General features: G+C 43.3%; 12 protein-coding genes. 6 read left to right on the top strand and 6 right to left on the bottom strand.

Annotated features, from left to right (window positions below; genetic code table 11):
* The first annotated feature begins 644 nt into the window (after window positions 1–644).
* The 3 genes from AC1RM2_RS30085 to AC1RM2_RS30075 all read left to right on the top strand — a co-directional run bounded on the left by AC1RM2_RS30085 (window position 645) and on the right by AC1RM2_RS30075 (window position 5,446).
* On the top strand, window positions 645–1,034 hold the full coding sequence (locus tag AC1RM2_RS30085; RefSeq protein ID WP_147052007.1) for a BlaI/MecI/CopY family transcriptional regulator: 390 nt from the start codon (window positions 645–647) through the stop codon (window positions 1,032–1,034).
* A gap of 3 nt (window positions 1,035–1,037) precedes the next feature.
* The gene (locus tag AC1RM2_RS30080; protein ID WP_492988841.1) at window positions 1,038–2,765 is read left to right on the top strand and encodes a M56 family metallopeptidase; all 1,728 of its coding nucleotides are present in this window, start codon (window positions 1,038–1,040) and stop codon (window positions 2,763–2,765) included.
* Between the two features lie 242 nt (window positions 2,766–3,007).
* Complete coding sequence (locus AC1RM2_RS30075) at window positions 3,008–5,446, top strand: outer membrane beta-barrel protein (RefSeq protein WP_492988840.1); 2,439 nt, start codon at window positions 3,008–3,010, stop codon at window positions 5,444–5,446.
* A 54-nt stretch (window positions 5,447–5,500) separates the two neighbouring features.
* On the opposite strand, the gene AC1RM2_RS30070 is transcribed toward AC1RM2_RS30075, so the two are convergent.
* Together AC1RM2_RS30070 and AC1RM2_RS30065 are read right to left on the bottom strand one after the other, a co-directional pair.
* Window positions 5,501–5,962 carry a hypothetical protein gene (locus AC1RM2_RS30070; protein WP_492988839.1) on the bottom strand — a complete coding sequence of 154 codons (462 nt, stop codon included), beginning with the start codon at window positions 5,960–5,962 and terminating at the stop codon, window positions 5,501–5,503.
* 74 nt (window positions 5,963–6,036) lie between these two features.
* Window positions 6,037–6,435, bottom strand: a complete 399-nt coding sequence (locus AC1RM2_RS30065) for a hypothetical protein (protein ID WP_492988838.1) — start codon at window positions 6,433–6,435, stop codon at window positions 6,037–6,039.
* A gap of 593 nt (window positions 6,436–7,028) precedes the next feature.
* Here AC1RM2_RS30065 and AC1RM2_RS30060 point away from each other — a divergent pair.
* The 3 genes from AC1RM2_RS30060 (at window position 7,029) to cls (ending at window position 10,658) form a co-directional block, all read left to right on the top strand.
* Window positions 7,029–8,090: an acyltransferase gene (locus AC1RM2_RS30060; RefSeq protein ID WP_492988837.1), complete on the top strand. Its 1,062-nt coding sequence runs from the start codon at window positions 7,029–7,031 to the stop codon at window positions 8,088–8,090.
* 76 nt (window positions 8,091–8,166) lie between these two features.
* The gene (locus AC1RM2_RS30055) at window positions 8,167–9,210 is read left to right on the top strand and encodes a metal-dependent hydrolase (protein WP_492988836.1); all 1,044 of its coding nucleotides are present in this window, start codon (window positions 8,167–8,169) and stop codon (window positions 9,208–9,210) included.
* A 2-nt stretch (window positions 9,211–9,212) separates the two neighbouring features.
* Complete coding sequence (gene cls, locus AC1RM2_RS30050; protein ID WP_492988835.1) at window positions 9,213–10,658, top strand: cardiolipin synthase; 1,446 nt, start codon at window positions 9,213–9,215, stop codon at window positions 10,656–10,658.
* Here the strand turns inward: cls and AC1RM2_RS30045 are convergent, their stop codons facing one another.
* From AC1RM2_RS30045 to AC1RM2_RS30030, 4 genes are all read right to left on the bottom strand, one after another.
* Window positions 10,659–11,468 (bottom strand): DUF4249 domain-containing protein, encoded by an 810-nt coding sequence (locus AC1RM2_RS30045; protein ID WP_492988834.1) that lies wholly within the window; start codon window positions 11,466–11,468, stop codon window positions 10,659–10,661. It lies immediately after the preceding gene.
* The gene (locus tag AC1RM2_RS30040; RefSeq protein ID WP_492988833.1) at window positions 11,459–14,269 is read right to left on the bottom strand and encodes a TonB-dependent receptor; all 2,811 of its coding nucleotides are present in this window, start codon (window positions 14,267–14,269) and stop codon (window positions 11,459–11,461) included. Before AC1RM2_RS30040 ends, AC1RM2_RS30045 begins: the two co-directional genes overlap by 10 nt.
* Window positions 14,270–14,500: 231 nt before the next feature.
* A complete protein-coding gene (locus AC1RM2_RS30035; protein WP_492988832.1) occupies window positions 14,501–15,205 on the bottom strand; it encodes a LytR/AlgR family response regulator transcription factor in 705 nt (234 codons plus the stop codon).
* A complete protein-coding gene (locus tag AC1RM2_RS30030) occupies window positions 15,202–16,233 on the bottom strand; it encodes a sensor histidine kinase (RefSeq protein ID WP_492988831.1) in 1,032 nt (343 codons plus the stop codon). The genes AC1RM2_RS30035 and AC1RM2_RS30030 overlap by 4 nt, the downstream gene beginning before the upstream one ends.
* Window positions 16,234–16,548: the final 315 nt, after the last annotated feature.

Here is a 16,548-nt window from a genome sequence, read left to right as displayed (position 1 = left end):
TCATGGTTAACACTAAATTGATGTTTTACACAACTTAAGTATACCCAAATGTTTGTCCTGTTGCCGGCCAAAAAAGGTGCCGGAACGAAACTCTGAAGGGAAAATGACATACTAAAGAGCGTTGTCATGCTGAGTGATAAAATTTCGCGAAATTCTGAAGGGGGAATGACATCGTAAAAAGGGCTGTCATGGTGAGTTGTAAAATTTCGCCGAATTCTGAAGTGGGGAAATAACATATATCGCATGGCGGTGACTCGACTCACCCCGAACATCGCTATGCTCGTTCTGCCCCTCTCTCCGCTTCGCGCATAGAGGGGCTAAAAAAAGAAAAATGTAAAAAGATAAAAATAGCTTTCACCCTCTTTGCGGCGCAGCCGGAGAGAGGGTCGGCCAGCGCAGCGTAGCCGGGGTGAGTCGTGACCAGTGTTCATGCGAATGTTTATGTAAATTCCAACATGTCATGGGTAGCTTGCCGAAGGATAGCGGGCAAATAAATATTTAGCTGATTTTGCTACGCCTTTACCCGGCCATGCCATTTATTTTTATAAGCTTCCTGGCATATTTATACATCTTTTTCAAAAGGTACGAAAAATTTATTACCTAAAATTTGTTTCGTACGAAAATATTCCTACCTTTGAATTGTTATGAGTGAAACACAACAAAACAAGCAACTGGAACCTACAAAATCTGAACTGGAAATATTACAGGTTTTATGGGAAAAAGGCCCATCGACAGTTCGTGCGGTTAATGATGAGTTGCTGAAGCAAAAAGAGGTAAATTATACAACCACGCTAAAGCTGATGCAGATTATGGCCGATAAAGGTATCCTTAACCGGGACGAAAGCCAGATGAAGCACATTTACAGCGTGGCCGAAGAGGAGCAAAAAACCAAGTCGCATTTGCTGGATAAGTTTGTTGATTCGATGTACAAAGGATCGGCAAGTAAACTGGTGATGCAGTTGCTGGGCAACAAAAAAACAAGCGACCAGGAATTACAGGAGATCAAAGAAATTTTAAGAAAACTGGAGGAATAAACCATGACTTACGTGAATGAATTACTGCCCCAGGGCTTCACCACAGCTTTAAGCTACACACTGCTGCACTCGTTGTGGCAGGGCGTTATACTTGCTGTAATCACAAGCCTTATATTGGTGTTTACCCGCAGGCAAACAGCGGCAAAACGCTACACGTTAATGGTAGGCGCGCTGGTGTTGTTTGCGTTAACGGCAATGGGTACATTCATTTGGGAAATCAACCAAACAACGGCAGGTACAATATCACCAGCCACCAACTACATCTCGCATAATCAAACGCCGCAGACGGCTGTTTTAGGTGTAGCCGGGTTTACGCCGGGTTCAGCAATTGATAAAGGGATAAACTATGTGAATACCCATGCCCAACTGATAGCATTAATATGGTTTTTGGTGGTTTTTGCGCGCGGTCTTCAGTTATTGGCAGGGCTACAGAGCCTGCATCACTTGCGGCGTAGGTCTGTTTTTACTGTTGATGAATATTGGCAGCAATGCGTTGCCTTGTTGTCGCAGAAACTGGGGATAAAGCAGATGATAGGTATTGCCGAATCTGGCATAGCTAAAGTGCCTATGGTGATAGGCCACTTGAAACCATTGATCCTCATTCCCGTTGGTTTGTTAACTGCCTTGCCGCCTGCCGAAGTAGAAGCTATCCTGGTACACGAGTTGGCCCATATCCGCCGGCGGGATTATTTGATAAACCTGTTACAAAGCTTCATCGAGATCATTTTCTTTTTTAACCCGGCCGTGCTATGGCTGTCGGCCCTGATCCGTACCGAGCGGGAAAACTGCTGCGATGACATAGCTGTACTGGAAACAAGCAGCAAGGTAAACTACATCAGGGCGCTGGTAAGCTGCCAGGAGTTCCAGCTATCGGCACCGGCCTACGCCATGGCTTTTCCCGGCAAGCGCAATCAGTTGATTAACCGGGTTAAACGTATGGCGTCGGGCAATAACCACAGCCTTAATATTCGCGAACGCTCTGTTTTGGCCGTGTTATTATTAAGCGCCGGTTTGCTCACTATGGCTTTTAGTAATGCCAAAAGGATTGATAAAATGTTGGTTACAACCGGCAAAACGGTATCACACGCGGTTGTTTCTGTAAAAAAAGAGCTGTTTCCTATAGATGCTACCTCATCGCATCATGCTGATTTAAAACCGGGTGACGCAAAAAAAGAAGCAAAAACAACACCTGCCGCATCGTTAAGGGCAATTACACCGGCTTCGGCAGATACACCGGCTAAAGCAAAACCATTGGATACCCTAAAAGGTAAATTAGGTAGATTGCATGTCGGTCTTGGAGCACTAAGTGAGAAGCTTGATGAGCAAATAAAATTGGCAAAAGCCGATTCTATTAATCAAAGCAGAACGCAAACTACAAAACCAATCGCGCCGGCAAATAACGCTTATGGTTATGGCAGCAAGCCCTATAATAAACAAGATTATAAGTCAGCTTACAAAGCCGACTATAAACCTTACCATGCACCAACCGAACCAAGCATAGGCGAGGTGGTTACTGCCGAATTGAAAAAGGACGGGCTGATTGATGCTGATGCCCCTAAGGTTTCCTTTAAACTTAGCCAAAGTGAAATGATCATCAACGGTGTGAAACAGCCGGATGATGTTTTTCAGAAATACAAGAAAAAGTATGTGCCCGTTACCGGCAAAAACCAATGGACCTTGTATAATAATTACGATACCGATGCCAAAGTAACTACCACTGACAAGCCATAGTGTCGTGTCATCGATAAATTGACGGATAGTCTTTAGCCAAAAGTCTTAAGTTCCAAGTCAAAGAAGAAAAAAAGCAACTTTAGACTTACGACTTAGTACTGTTGACTTAACACCAAGTTATACTGACTGCATGAATTAACTCGCCCTAAACAGGCGAAGGGGAATTGCCATGCCCAAATTTGAAAAATAGTTAAGATTAAATAACAGATCAACCTAAAAGAAACCTCCTAATACCCATCAATATGAAATTAAAAATTGCAGCTATTTTAGCCGCCTGGCTTTCTATTGCCTCTGCTTCGGTAAACGCCCAAAATTTGATAACGATAACAGGTAAAATAAAAAGCACCGATGCCAAACCGCTGGATGGTGCTACAGTTTACCTATATAAGTTTACGGATTCGGCACTGGTAAAAACCAGCGTAGCTGATGCTATTGGTGTTTATGTTTTTAAGAATGTAAAAGCTGGACAATACAAGATAACTGTTAGTATGATAGGCTATCAAAATTATAAAAGCGCGCTTTTAAGGGTTGAAAAGGACATGGCGCTGCCGGATATTATTTTGCAGCTTGCCGGTAAAGAGTTAAAAGAAGTAGCCGTTGTTGCGCAAAAGCAATTGGTTGAGCACAAGATTGACCGCACGGTTGTAAACGTAGATGCCATGATTGGTAATGGTGGCAATACGGCTATGGATGTGCTTGATAAATCGCCGGGCGTAATCGTCGACCAGAATGGCGGTATCAGCCTTAACGGCAGCGGCAGCGTTAAAATTTATATCGACGATAAGCCTACCTACTTATCGGGAACAGATCTGCAAAACTACCTGCGCTCATTACCTGCATCAACTATCGACCAGGTTGAACTAATGACCAACCCGCCGGCTAAATACGATGCCGCCGGGAATGGCGGAGTAATCAACATCCGCATAAAAAGGAATAAAGCAAAAGGCTTTAACGGTGGCCTTAACATGAATTATACCCAAGGTAAATATGGCAAAACCATCAACAGTTTTAATTTTAATTTCAGGGACAACAAAATCAACATATTTGGCAACCTGGCGTATAGCACCTTTAATTCGTTTAACGACCTGGTTATTAACAGGTACTTTTTAAATGATGATGGCAGCCCGGCTTCCAATTTTTTGCAGCACTCTTTTATCCGCAGGCAAACAAAAAACCTGAACCTGAGGCTGGGGGCCGACTATTACGTGTCTGATAAAACTACAATCGGCATAAATATATTTGGCTTATTAAATCCCGGCGACGTGAATACCCGTAATACCAGCAAATTACTTGATGCCACTAACGTTTTGGATTCGACTATCGTAGCCGATAATAAGGAGCATATTAACTTTAAGAATGGCAACGTAAACCTTAATTACCGCCATCAGTATAACAAAAAAGGGCAGGAGCTTACAGTCGACCTTGATTATTTGAACTACGACAACAGCACAAAGCAATCGTTTTTGAATACAGGCTATTTACCGGATGGAACGGTTATAAGTAACGACCTGCTCACAGGTAACCTGCCCGAAAATATCCACATCTACTCGGCCAAAACAGATTATACGCATCCTTTAAATAATGGCGTTAAACTGGAGGCCGGGCTTAAAATCAGTAATACCCAGACCGATAATATTGCCAACTACTTTTACACCATTAACAATGTAACCAACCCCGATTATGGTAAAACAAATCACTTTATTTACAAGGAGCAAATAAACGCTGCCTATATTAATACAAGTAAAGATTGGAAGCGATTTTCGGCGCAGGCCGGGTTAAGGTTTGAAAATACCACATCAAATGGTCATCAGTTGGGTAATGTGCAGAAATCCGATTCAACGTTTAAGCGAAATTATAATGGACTGTTTCCAACTGTTTACCTGCAATATAAACTGGATACAGCAGGCAGGCAAAGCATAACTCTGAATTATGGACGACGGATTGACAGACCGTATTACGAGGATTTAAACCCATTTTTGTCGCCCCTGGATAAGTTTACTTATTATACCGGTAATCCATTCCTTAAGCCGTCATATACCAACAACATTGAGTTGGCCTATAACTGGAAAAACGTTACAGTAACCCTAAACTATAGCAATACGCAGGACGATGTGAACGAAACTATCGAGATTGTAAATGGTATTTATTATAGCCGGCCAGGCAATTTAGGCAGTATAACGGTAAAGGGTATCGCAGCCGACGCAGGTTTCGACCTTGCCAAATGGCTTAATTTTCACCTATATTCAAGGGTTTCCAATATACACTCCGTAAGCGAGTTTTATACCGGTACGTTAAACACACAGGGAACATATTTTTTTGTAAGGCCGGTATTCAAGTTTAAACTACCGCATGATTGGACAACCCAATTGGATGGTGGTTATCAAAGTAAAATAACAAACGCCCAGTTTGTAACTGTGAGCAGGGGCCGTGTTAATGCGTCGGTATCTAAAAAGTTTTCGCCGTCCTTTACCGTCAGCCTGGTGGCCAATGATATTTTTTATACATTCAATGGCGGCGGCGTTATTAACAACCTGGCAAATACCCGCGCCAACTGGACAAACCTTGGCGACAGCCGCAACTTAGCATTATCGTTAAGTTATCGGTTTGGCAAAACAATTTCCGGCTTGCGTAAACATGATGCAAACGGTGCCGAAAGCGAGCAAAACAGGGTGAAGAACTAAAAGAAGAATTAAACCCCGGCTAATTTGTCGGGGCTTAATTCTTTAATCGATAAATTATTTTTGAAACTGGCTGTTCAGTAAAGCCTCCCAGTCTTTTGCCTGGGTTTCCAGTTGTTTCAGCTTTAATTCGTTGTCAATAAATTGCTGGTAAAATGGTATGCTGCAAAGCTGCCGGTTTGCCTGGTCGGCAATTTGCAAAACGATTGATTTTACCGCAGTGCCATTCATGCTTTTTAAAACATAGCAGCGGGCGGCGTTGTTCAGGTCGTTTACAGTCACGGTTTCCTGCGATCCAAAGAGCAAAGCTTTGCCCGATTGCGCCCAGCCTATGATCTTATTGCCGATAAACTCCGACCGGCTTAAACTGAGTTGATGTTCATTTGCAATTGCCTGCAGGCGCTGGTTTAGCGCGGCAAATCTTTTTTGTTTTGACCGGCGGGTGATAATCGCTACCGGGATAATAAATACAGCTAATAGGGTGCCCGTAACCAGGGCATTTTCCGTTATATGGTTCATGCTCGATAATTAAAATTGAATAAATACGCGCTGTAATAAACGCGAAGAATTAAAAAACTTAGATCAGCATGGGTTTACCAGAAACCATGAAAGGGGAAAAGGATGAGCCGGTAAAACCGGGACGGTGGCACATTTGAAGCCTGGCTAATGTTGAGCCTTACAAGTGTGTAAGCTGCACTCAGATCAACAGCGCTAAAGAAAGCTGCCGGATGCACCGTAACTTGTAATGCAGGCGCATTAATTTCGGTATTCGTCTCGGCAATTAATTGGTCATGGCGGGTGTTTTGTTTAACACTCGCTTTATTGCTGTCATGTTTGCCGGTATAAGCGTGTGCCTGTCCTGGCCCGCTTATATGTAAAGCGAAGAACAAGGTAACCACCAATAAAGATTTCATCAACCTGGACAGCATGGGGCAAAGATAATGTTTTTTGGCAGGATGATGGCGAAGCGCATTTACAGCAGGGAATTGCATTTAAATATTTAACTTTCGTTTCTCATAAACTGTGATTTGAGTTGACACGAATTTAAATGCAGAAAGTTCAGATTTAATCGAATTTCACGAATTTTTCGATTGCGTGTCCTTAAATGGAGGTGCCGAACAATTTTAAAATTCGTGAAATTCGATTGAATTGTAGCCGACTTGACAGGCATTCGTGTCTAAATGTGATTTGAGTTGACACGAATTTAAATGTTGAAGGGGCAGATTTAATCGAATTTCACGAATTTTTCGATTTCATGTCCTTAATTGGAGGTGCCGAACAATTTTAAATTCGTGCAATTCGATTAAATTATAGCCGACTTAACAGGCATTCGTGTTTAAATGTGATTTGAGTTGACACGAATTTAAATGTTGAAGGGGCAGATTTAATCGAATTTCACGAATTTTTCGATTGCGTGTCCTTAAATGGGGGTGCCGAACAATTTTAAAATTCGTGAAATTCGATTGAATTGTAGCCGACTTGACAGGCATTCGTGTCTAAAAAAAATGAAACCTTCGCTGTCGATTTCCCTGATCAATAAATAAAATGCATCCTGTCAAATCAAAAAAATACATAAGTTTAGCCAATGAAATTTAGCGAAGCGGTTGTAAACAATAAAGATCACAACATTGAATGGATAAATAATTTGCGGCTGATCAGCATGTTTGCCGTTATTGTGTTACATACCGCTTCGCCTTTGCTTTTTGGCTATAAAAGTGTGCCGTTGGGTGATTGGCTTACCGGAGATGTTTACAACGCGCTGGTACGTTTTGCGGTGCCGGTTTTTGTGATGATTACCGGGGCATTATTGCTGCATCGTGAGTATAAGTTGGGCGACTTTTTGAAAAAGCGTATCGGCAGGCTCATTCTTCCTTTTTTGTTCTGGAGCCTGGTTTATGTTGCCTACCGGCTGTATAACGAGGAGTTTGCATTTACCGGTCATTTGTGGCCAGATGTAAAATTTGTTTTAAATCAGCTAAAATCGGGAGCATACTATCACTTATGGTATGTGTACCTGTTAATAGGGCTGTACCTGTTTATTCCTGTTTTAAGTAAGTTTGTACAGCACGCTACCGAAAAGGAAATATTGTATTTTTTGGTGATCTGGCTTTTGGCGATGTTGTTGGCCATGCCATATTTAAGCATTTTTAATACCGCTGTCGATCTTCATAATTTTACAGGCTATATTGGCTACCTGGTATTAGGGCATTACCTCACTTATAAGCGGTTCAACTTACGGGCATTGCCATATATTGCCGCCCTTGTGTTCGTCATCCTGGTGGCCTTAATAAGCTGGGGGACTTGCTATCTACAGGTAAAAGATCATGAACTTAAAACATTCTTTTATGAACCGGTTGGGCCTTTTGTTGTTGTGTTGGCCACATGCGCTTTTTTGATAGCTAAATACACCAAAGTGAAGCTTAATACAACCGTGAAACGCGTTTGTAATAATGCCGGTAAATATACCCTGGGCATTTACTTAAGCCACGCCCTGGTGCTAAATATATTTGATTTAAACGATATTAATTTTACCATTTTTAACCCTGTGCTGAGCATTCCGTTAATAGCTTTTGTTTGCTTTTTACTGTCATGGCTATTGGTATATGGCATGAGCAAGGTGCCGGTAATTAAACATTTGGTTGGATAGCAACCAATACAATTATTAATAAGCCGCAAACAATATCTGCTTAAAATCATTATCAAAACAAATATAAAACCGGCCAATGGATTCAGTTACCCATATTACTTTAGGAGCCTGCATTGGCGAACTTGTATTGGGTAAAAAATTGGGCAAACAGGCACTGTTATGGGGAGCGATAGCCCAAAGCCTGCCTGATATTGATAGTGCCGGCGCTTTGTTTCTTTCTCCTGAACAGGCGCTTTTGGCTCATCGTGGTATAACCCATTCCTTCGTTTTTGCGGTTGTTGTTGGCCTGGCCTTAGCTTTTTTGGTTCGACGGATACATCATAAGGTTTACCTGCCGTTTATTATGCTTGCGTTGTTTTTTTGTCTGCAATTAATGCTGCACGATTTGCTGGATACCTGTAATGCCTACGGTACCGGCCTGCTCGAACCTTTTAGCCACCAACGGTTTTCGGTTAACCTGCTTTATGTGGCCGATCCTTTATTTACCGTAGGTTTGCTTGTAGCCTTTGTAGTTTTGGTATTTAAAAATATCAGTTATCATGGCCGGGCGAAATGGGCTTTTGCGGCTATTATGCTCTCCGGGTTATATTTGTGTTTTGCTTGTTTCAGCAAATTGTATATAAGCCGCAAGGTGCAGGCTTCGCTTGAAATAGGCCAGGTTCAACCAGCCTACTTAATTACGCCTGCGCCCTTTACCAGTATGCTTTGGTACATTGTTGCGCCGGTAAACAATGGCTATAACACGGCATACAGTTCGGTATTTGATGGTAATGCCAGCGGTATAGCGTATGAGTTTCATGCTAAAAATGACGGGTTATTAAGCAACATTCAAAATAAAGAATTAGTAAATAGCCTCATCACATTTTCAAACGGGTACTATATCATAACCAAGGCCGGAAACAACACCAATATCAATGTGTTGCGATTTGGGCAGATACAAGGCTGGGTAGTTGTCGATGCACCCTTCGCGTTTAGTTACCCGCTGGTTGCCGGTAAAAACCAGGCCATGTTGCTGCAAAAAGGCCGCCTGAGCGGCTGGGACGGTCATTCGCTTAAAATTTATATAAAGCGGATACTGGGCAAACCAGTTATCGAGAACAAGCCTAATCACAAAATTTAAAAATGAATTGGTATTTACCCGCAATTGGCATTTATCTTATCCTGGTTGTTTTTGTTTGTCTGCGCATTTTGTATGATATAAGGTCGGCAACTAAAACTTTTGCCTATTTGCTTATTACTATCCTTATGCCGGTGATTGGTATGGTTATTTATTTTGCCGTGGGCGCCAATTACCGGAAGAATAAACTCTACTCCAAAAAGATAGTAAGCGATCGTAAATTAGAGGCCGAGATCCGCGAAAAAATTGTAGCCGAATCAGAAAAAACATGGAATATGGGCGATGAAGACTTAATAGGTCGTAAAAAGCTTACCCGGCTGTTGCTGAATGATAATAGTCCTTTAACCAGTAATAACGATGTAAAGCTTTACATTAACGGCGAAGAGAAATTTCCAGATGTAATAACCGCGTTAGAAAATGCCAAACACCACATCCACTTGGAGTATTATATTTACGAGGACGGCGACATAGGTAATCAGATAAAAAATATTCTCATCAAAAAAGCAGCCGAAGGTGTAAAAGTCCGTTTTATTTATGACGATTTTGGCAGCCGATCCATACGCCACACACTGGTGCCCGAATTGATAGCAGGTGGTGTAGAGGCTTACCCGTTTTATAAGATCCTGTTCATCGCGTTCTCCAACCGGACTAATTACCGTGATCATCGAAAGATTATTGTTATAGATGGCTGTACCGGCTTTGTGGGGGGTATTAATGTGAGCGACAGGTACATCAATAATAACGGCAAAAAGCAAGTGTATTGGCGTGATACGCACTTACGCATAAATGGCCCCGGGGTATATTATCTTCAATACCTGTTTATTTGCGACTGGAATTTTAGCGCAGGTAAAAAGCTGAAGCTGGAGAAGGATTTTTTCTGTTCGACGGAAAGTGCCAAAGGCGAAGCCATAGTACAAATTGCCGCCAGCGGGCCCGATTCTGATATACCTACCATCATGTTCTCCCTAATTCAGACCATCGCTATGGCCGAAGAGGAGCTGCTGATAACTTCGCCATATTTTATCCCCGGCGAAAGTATTCTGGATGCACTTAACGTAGCCGCGCGTAGCGGCGTTAAGGTTAAACTCCTGGTTCCGGGCAAGTCCGACTCGGCATTGGTAAACGCCGCCGCCCGGTCGTACTATGGCGAAATTTTAGAGGCCGGTGTCGAAATCTATCTATACCGAAAAGGATTTGTACACGCCAAAACGATAGTAGCCGATGGGCAACTGGCCATTGTTGGCACCGCCAATATGGATCACCGGAGTTTTGAACTTAATTTTGAAGTGAACAGCATGATATATGACGATAAAATAGCCGGCCAATTAAGCGACGCTTTTTACGAGGATATTAAAGATGCCGTTAAAATCAACCCTAAAACCTGGGCCAAACGCACCCTGTTTAAACAACTGCCCGAAAAGCTCATCAGGCTTTTATCGCCGTTGTTGTAGCTATTGCGTTGTCACCCTTAAACTCAATGTATCTGTCTGCATAGCCGTAAAAATGCCCAGGCCGTTGGTAACATTGGTAGGTTCATTAAGCAAAGCCTGCGAATCGCGGGTGATATTGGTTGTCAGTATGTTGATGTATTCCTGGTTTACCCGCATTAATATCACTTTATAATGGCCGTAATAGTTAAATGACGATTGTACCAGGTTGTAATACGATGCACGTTCCGCGTTAATCTGGAAGCTGGGCTTATTATCACTGCGGATGTAAGATATATAGTAGGGGTCGTTGTCAAGGTTTTTGAATACCAGCAGGTGGTACAGCGAATCGGGGTTGCTCCACTTAATAGTGGCTCTTGCCACATCGGCATATAAGGGGTTGATAGTGCTGGGAACATGAAATATACTATCCGACAGGGTAAAATCTGCAGGTTTACCCGGCATAATAGTAGTAGCGCTGACTGCTACACCGGCATAAGTAAACTGCATGGTATATGTTTTACCGGTGGTGATAAACGATTGATCGGCATAGGTATATGTGCCGCTTGCGCTTTCGGTTAGTTTAACGCTTTTGCTGCCATCAGATACGCTGATGCTTAAACCTGTAAGTGCCGCGCCGTAAGTTGTAGTATCGGTAAGTGCCTTTTGCTGGTAAACTTTAATACTCAATACCTGGCCGGGTATAAGGTATGATTCTACCACCGGTTTATTGGTAGCCAATATATCCGATTGATTTTTTTTACACGATGCCAGCAGTATTAAACTACCTATTAAACTTAATGCGATATAGCGTGTATATGTTTTTATTTCCATCTTAAGCTGAGTGTTAGGTTGGGGGTAAAGCCCAGGTAATTTACATTGGTGGTTATCACCTGGTTGTTTTGTACCTGGTACTCTTTATACCAGGTATTGGTATGGTTGTAAACATTGAAGAATGACAGCCCTATCGAGCCTACTTTATGCCCGTCAATCTTCAGCAGGTCATACGATACCGACATATCCAAACGGTGGTATGCAGGCAGGCGTTCGCCGTTTTTGTCGCTGATGTTCAGGTAAGTTTTACTATTACCATCGGCTGTTTGAATAGTATAGGTTGATAGGGGAGCGGTATACGGCCTGCCGGTGCTGAACAGGAATGTAGCTGCAAAGTTAAACCTGTTGTAATGGTACATATTGATGGATTTAAACTCGTGCCTTACATCCTGGTTGGCATCGTAATAATAATCGCCGAAGGCGGCAAATTTATTCTGGGCTTTGGCAAGCGTATAGCTTACCCAGCCGGTGTAGTTGCCCAGCTTTTTTTGTATCAGTAATTCAACACCGGCATCGCGACCGGTACCTGTGTAAAAATCTTCGGTAACGGTTTGTGTTTGCGGCGCAGCCATCCGGAAACCGCCGCCTCCCGTTTGGGTTTGTTTCACCGTGTATTGTGTAAGCCCGGTTAAAGTTTTGTAGTAGCCTTCCACACTAATCAAAAATGCATCATTTTCATAGCTAAGGCCACCAATATAGTGCCTTGCCATACCAACCGGGATATTGCTGCCGTTGGATAACACCCAAAAGTTACGGTCGCCGGCAAGGATGTCTTGCCGTATTACCTGGTTTTCAAACTGGTAAAACTGCCCAGTAGCCCCCTTTATCGTAAAACGATCAGTCAGGTTGTAACTCGCCGATAGCCGGGGTTCAAAATACGGCTTACCCGTAGGGCCGTAATAGCTGGCCCGCAAGCCCGGCTGTATGTGGAAGTTGTTATTCGGGTCCATAGAAAGTTCGGCATAAACGCCTTCCAGCATGGCATTGTTATGCTGGTTAATCAGTTTGCCGGTATCGTTTTGGGTGTATTCGTAATCAATTTTTTTATAGTTAACAAAGCCTCCAAAAAGCAGCTTGTAGGTTTCGCCGGCTTGCCATTCCCATTCAGATTTATAGCCAACATCTTTCAGGTGATTGGTTTCTACCGTGCTGTTGCTAAAGGAGTGGGCAATACCATTGCTATCCAGCAACGAGCCGCCCGAACTGGCGCGTTCCCGGTTGTTGAAATACGAGGAGTAGGTAATGTAATTGTTGGAGTACAGCTTTTTACCCCACTGCCTGAACCATTTTACGCTGCTGCCCAGGTTGCCGTATTTGGTGTAATCGGTAATGCCAATTCCGCTGCCCGATCCGGAAAGGCCCGGAGGCAAGCCAAGGGTACGGCTGTTATCGGTTTTATCGGTTCCGGAGTAATAGCTTACCGAAAGTTTATCCTTATCGCTGATGGTATACGTGTATTTGGCGTTGGCATCGTAAAAATACGAGGCCGGCGTTACCTGGTTGGCAAAGCCGCCACCACCACGGCCGCCAAAACCGCCGCCACCGCCTCCCTGGAATGTTGTTGTCTGGTTAAACTGGTTAAATATCTTGTTATAAAAAGGCCCCTGGTATGATCGCCTGATAGAAAGCAACAGTGTTTCATTTTTGGAAAGCGGCGTCTCCAGGAAGCCGCTCGCGCTTAATAAGCTCAGGTCGACACCCATATTGGTTTCGTTTTTATTGCCTTCTTTGCCGTTAATTTCGGTAACGCTTGATAGCCTGCCGCCGTATTTGGAGGTAAAGCCGCCTTTATAAAGCTGCACATCCTTAACTGCACTGGCGTTGAAGGCGCTAAAAAAGCCGTATAAGTGATCAACCTGGTAAACGGTAAAGCCATCCAGTAAAACCAGGTTTTGATCGGGTGTACCGCCGCGCACATAGGCCCCGGATGATGATTCGTTTGTGCCGCTCACGCCAGGCATCAGCTGGAAGGCACGCAGAATATCCTTATCGCCCATAGTTGGCAGTTTATCTAAATTTGCCGGCGAAAGCTGGAGCACGCCCACCTGCCTGCTATCAGTGTTCATAACTCCGCTTTTTTTGCCGGTAATATTAACTTCATTTAAGGTGTTTAGCGATGCGTACAGCCCACATATAAGCGTGTTGTTGATTTTATCGCTGCTAAGCCTGAAATAGTCTGTTTGGTAGCCCGAGTAGGATACTTCTACCACACAAGTGTCTGAGGGTACCCGTAAAAAAGTAAAGTAACCATCCGAATTACTCATCGCAGTGAGGTCGGAGTTTCGGATCCTTACCGAAGCTGATGGAAGTGACTCGCCGGTTAGCTGATCGATCACCCGCCCGTTTATGCTGAACATAAAGTGCTTGGGGGCTATCTTTGGCGCTATGTCCGGGTCATCATCATCGGTCTTCTTACGTTTTATTTTGGCATTTGCCGCCTGTAACGAAAGTTGGTTTAGTTTTTTCAGCCGGGCCAGGTCGTCGGTATTTTTCAGGATGTAAATGGTGCCGGTCGATTCAATCCAGTACTTCAAATCGTGTTCCTGGCAAACCTGTTTGATGATGTTTTTTAAAGGCTCTTCAAAAAAATGCTCAACCACATCCATACCTTCCAGTTGGGTTTTATCATACACAATGCGGATTTGGTAGGTGGTTGATATGGTATCAAGCATTTTATCAAGCGTGCACAAAAAAAAGTGGTTGACGATAATGTCCTTCAGCTTTTTTTGTGTTTGCTGCGCCTTTGTGGCCGAATGGCCTAAAGCTACGATGGTAAATAACAATAAGGAAAATCTCTTCATCAGGGGGTGTATTTTCTTTGCAACGAAATTGCACCCTATTTTCATCCACATAAAATAAATGCGACATCAGGAGAGCTTGTGTAGATAAATGGGGGGAATGTGTAGTGGGTTTTAGTTCATGGGTAATGGATCATTGTTCATGGCAGCAGCTATAACATGCTACATACCTTGATCTATGAAATGAAGATGTTTTTTTGCACCATGAACAATGATCCATGAACTATGAACCAATCACACCTTCCCAATCATTTTATTAATCACCTCTCTGTAGCTGTCGCTTAGGGGCACTTCGGTGTTGATGAGTTTGATGCGGGCTCTGCGAAGCTGGGATACGTGCTGCAGGTTTACCACGAATGATTTATGCACACGGAAAAACTGTTCGGCCGGCAATTGCAGTTCCACAGCTTTAAGGCTGATGCGGGACAAAACCGGTTTTTGCTGATTGGTGAAATGTACTTTTACATAATCTTTTAGCCCTTCAATATACTCCACCTGGTCAAAACTTATTTTGATGAGGTTATAATCGGCATGCAAAAAGAAATAGTTTTTTACCACAGGCTGGGGCACATAACTTCGGCGAAGTTCAAACAGGTCGATAGCTTTGTGGCAGGCTTTCAAAAAACGGTCAAGCGGTACTGGTTTTACCAGGTAATCAATTACATCCAGTTCAAAACCTTCTAATGCGAATTTTTCATAAGCCGTTACAAATATCACCATAGGGCGCTGGGTGAGGCTTTTAATAAGCTGTAAACCATTGATGCCGGGCATATAGATATCGCAAAATATCAGGTCGATTTGCTCCTTCTGTATGGCCAGGATGGCTTCGCCGGCATTGCGGCAGCGTGCTGCTATTTGTATGCTATGCACATGTTTCAGGTTATCTTCCAGCAGGTCAAGGGCCAGTGGTTCGTCGTCAATAATCAGGCATCGCATCATTTAAGTTCAATTTGCAGCATTACAATATAAGTTTGTTCGTTTTTATTGATGTATAAGTTGTGTTTACCGGGGTAAAGTAGCTCCAGCCGCCGTTTTACGTTGGCTAAACCGATGCCGCTGTCATTATCTTTTTGCTTTTCGGCGGCATTATACACGTTTTGTACCGTAAATCGGAGTGTTTCTTCATCGGCAAAAAGCGTGACTGCTATATCGGGCCGGGCAATATCGCCGGTACCGTGCTTAAAGGCATTCTCCACAAAAGGGATCAGCAGCATGGGCTCGATAGTTTTATCAGGCGCTTTTATATCCGATTTAAAGTAAATTTTTACCTGGTCGCCAAAGCGCAGTTGTTGCAGGTCGATATAACTGCGCAGGTAATCTTCTTTTTTTTGCACTGTTACCATTTCGGCATCAGTAACATACAGCATGTAACGCAATAATTTTGATAATTGTATAAGCGTAGGCTCAACTGCCGCGGGATTTAACCTGGATAAGGCCACAGCGCTGTTTATCACGTTAAATATAAAGTGCGGACTGATCTGCGAACGCAGAAAAGCCAGTTCGGACAGGAGCGAGGCATTGGTGATATCCTTCTTTTTATTCATCGCCCTAAACTGATCGGCAAGGTAATGGTAGGCGAAGCTGCCGGCAGTTATAGATAGTAATGGAAACAGTACAAAGAAAGGCCCGCGTGGTGCCCGGCCTTCCATATCTTTCACATTAGGCAGTGGGAAATGCGGCCTCGCATATAATAACACGATGTTAAAAACTACAAAGGATGCCAGCAAAGCCAAAAAATAAAGCCAGATATTCTTTTTTAAAACCTTGGGGATAAGTAAAAAAGCATTCAGGTAAAACTCGGCGGCAAGTACCAGGTTGAAGGTGATGATACGCCCGGGCGAAAAAAAGTGCTGGGGCATGCCCCGCATGTCCGGGCGGGAAATAATAGGGGTATAAATAATAAGCGCCCAAAATAGCAAGTGGATAAACACCTCGATAACAAGCGCCGGCTTTATGCGGTTAAACATGCGGGCTAAGGTAAACGCATTTATCCATCGTATTAAATACAATAGACGAGCGGCTGAAATGTGCCGACGAAAGGGGTTTTAGTTGTGAGTTGTGAGTTGTGAGTTGTGAGTTGTGAGTTGTGAGTTGTGAGTTGTGAGTTGTGAGTTGTGAGTGCTGAGTGCTGAGTGCTGAGTGCTGAGTGCTGAGTGCTGAGTGCTGAGTGCTGAGTGCTGAGTGCTGAGTGCTGAGTGCTGAGTGCTGAGTGCTGAGTTGGCATTATGTTAAATAGTTAAAACAATCATAAGTCAAGGAGCTTTCCATAATGACCAATGACC

It is taken from the genome of Mucilaginibacter sp. GW822-FHT03E02 (assembly GCF_058801545.1).
The sequence above is the reverse complement of the archived record's forward strand: the minus strand, read 5'-3'. Positions and strand labels throughout refer to the sequence as shown.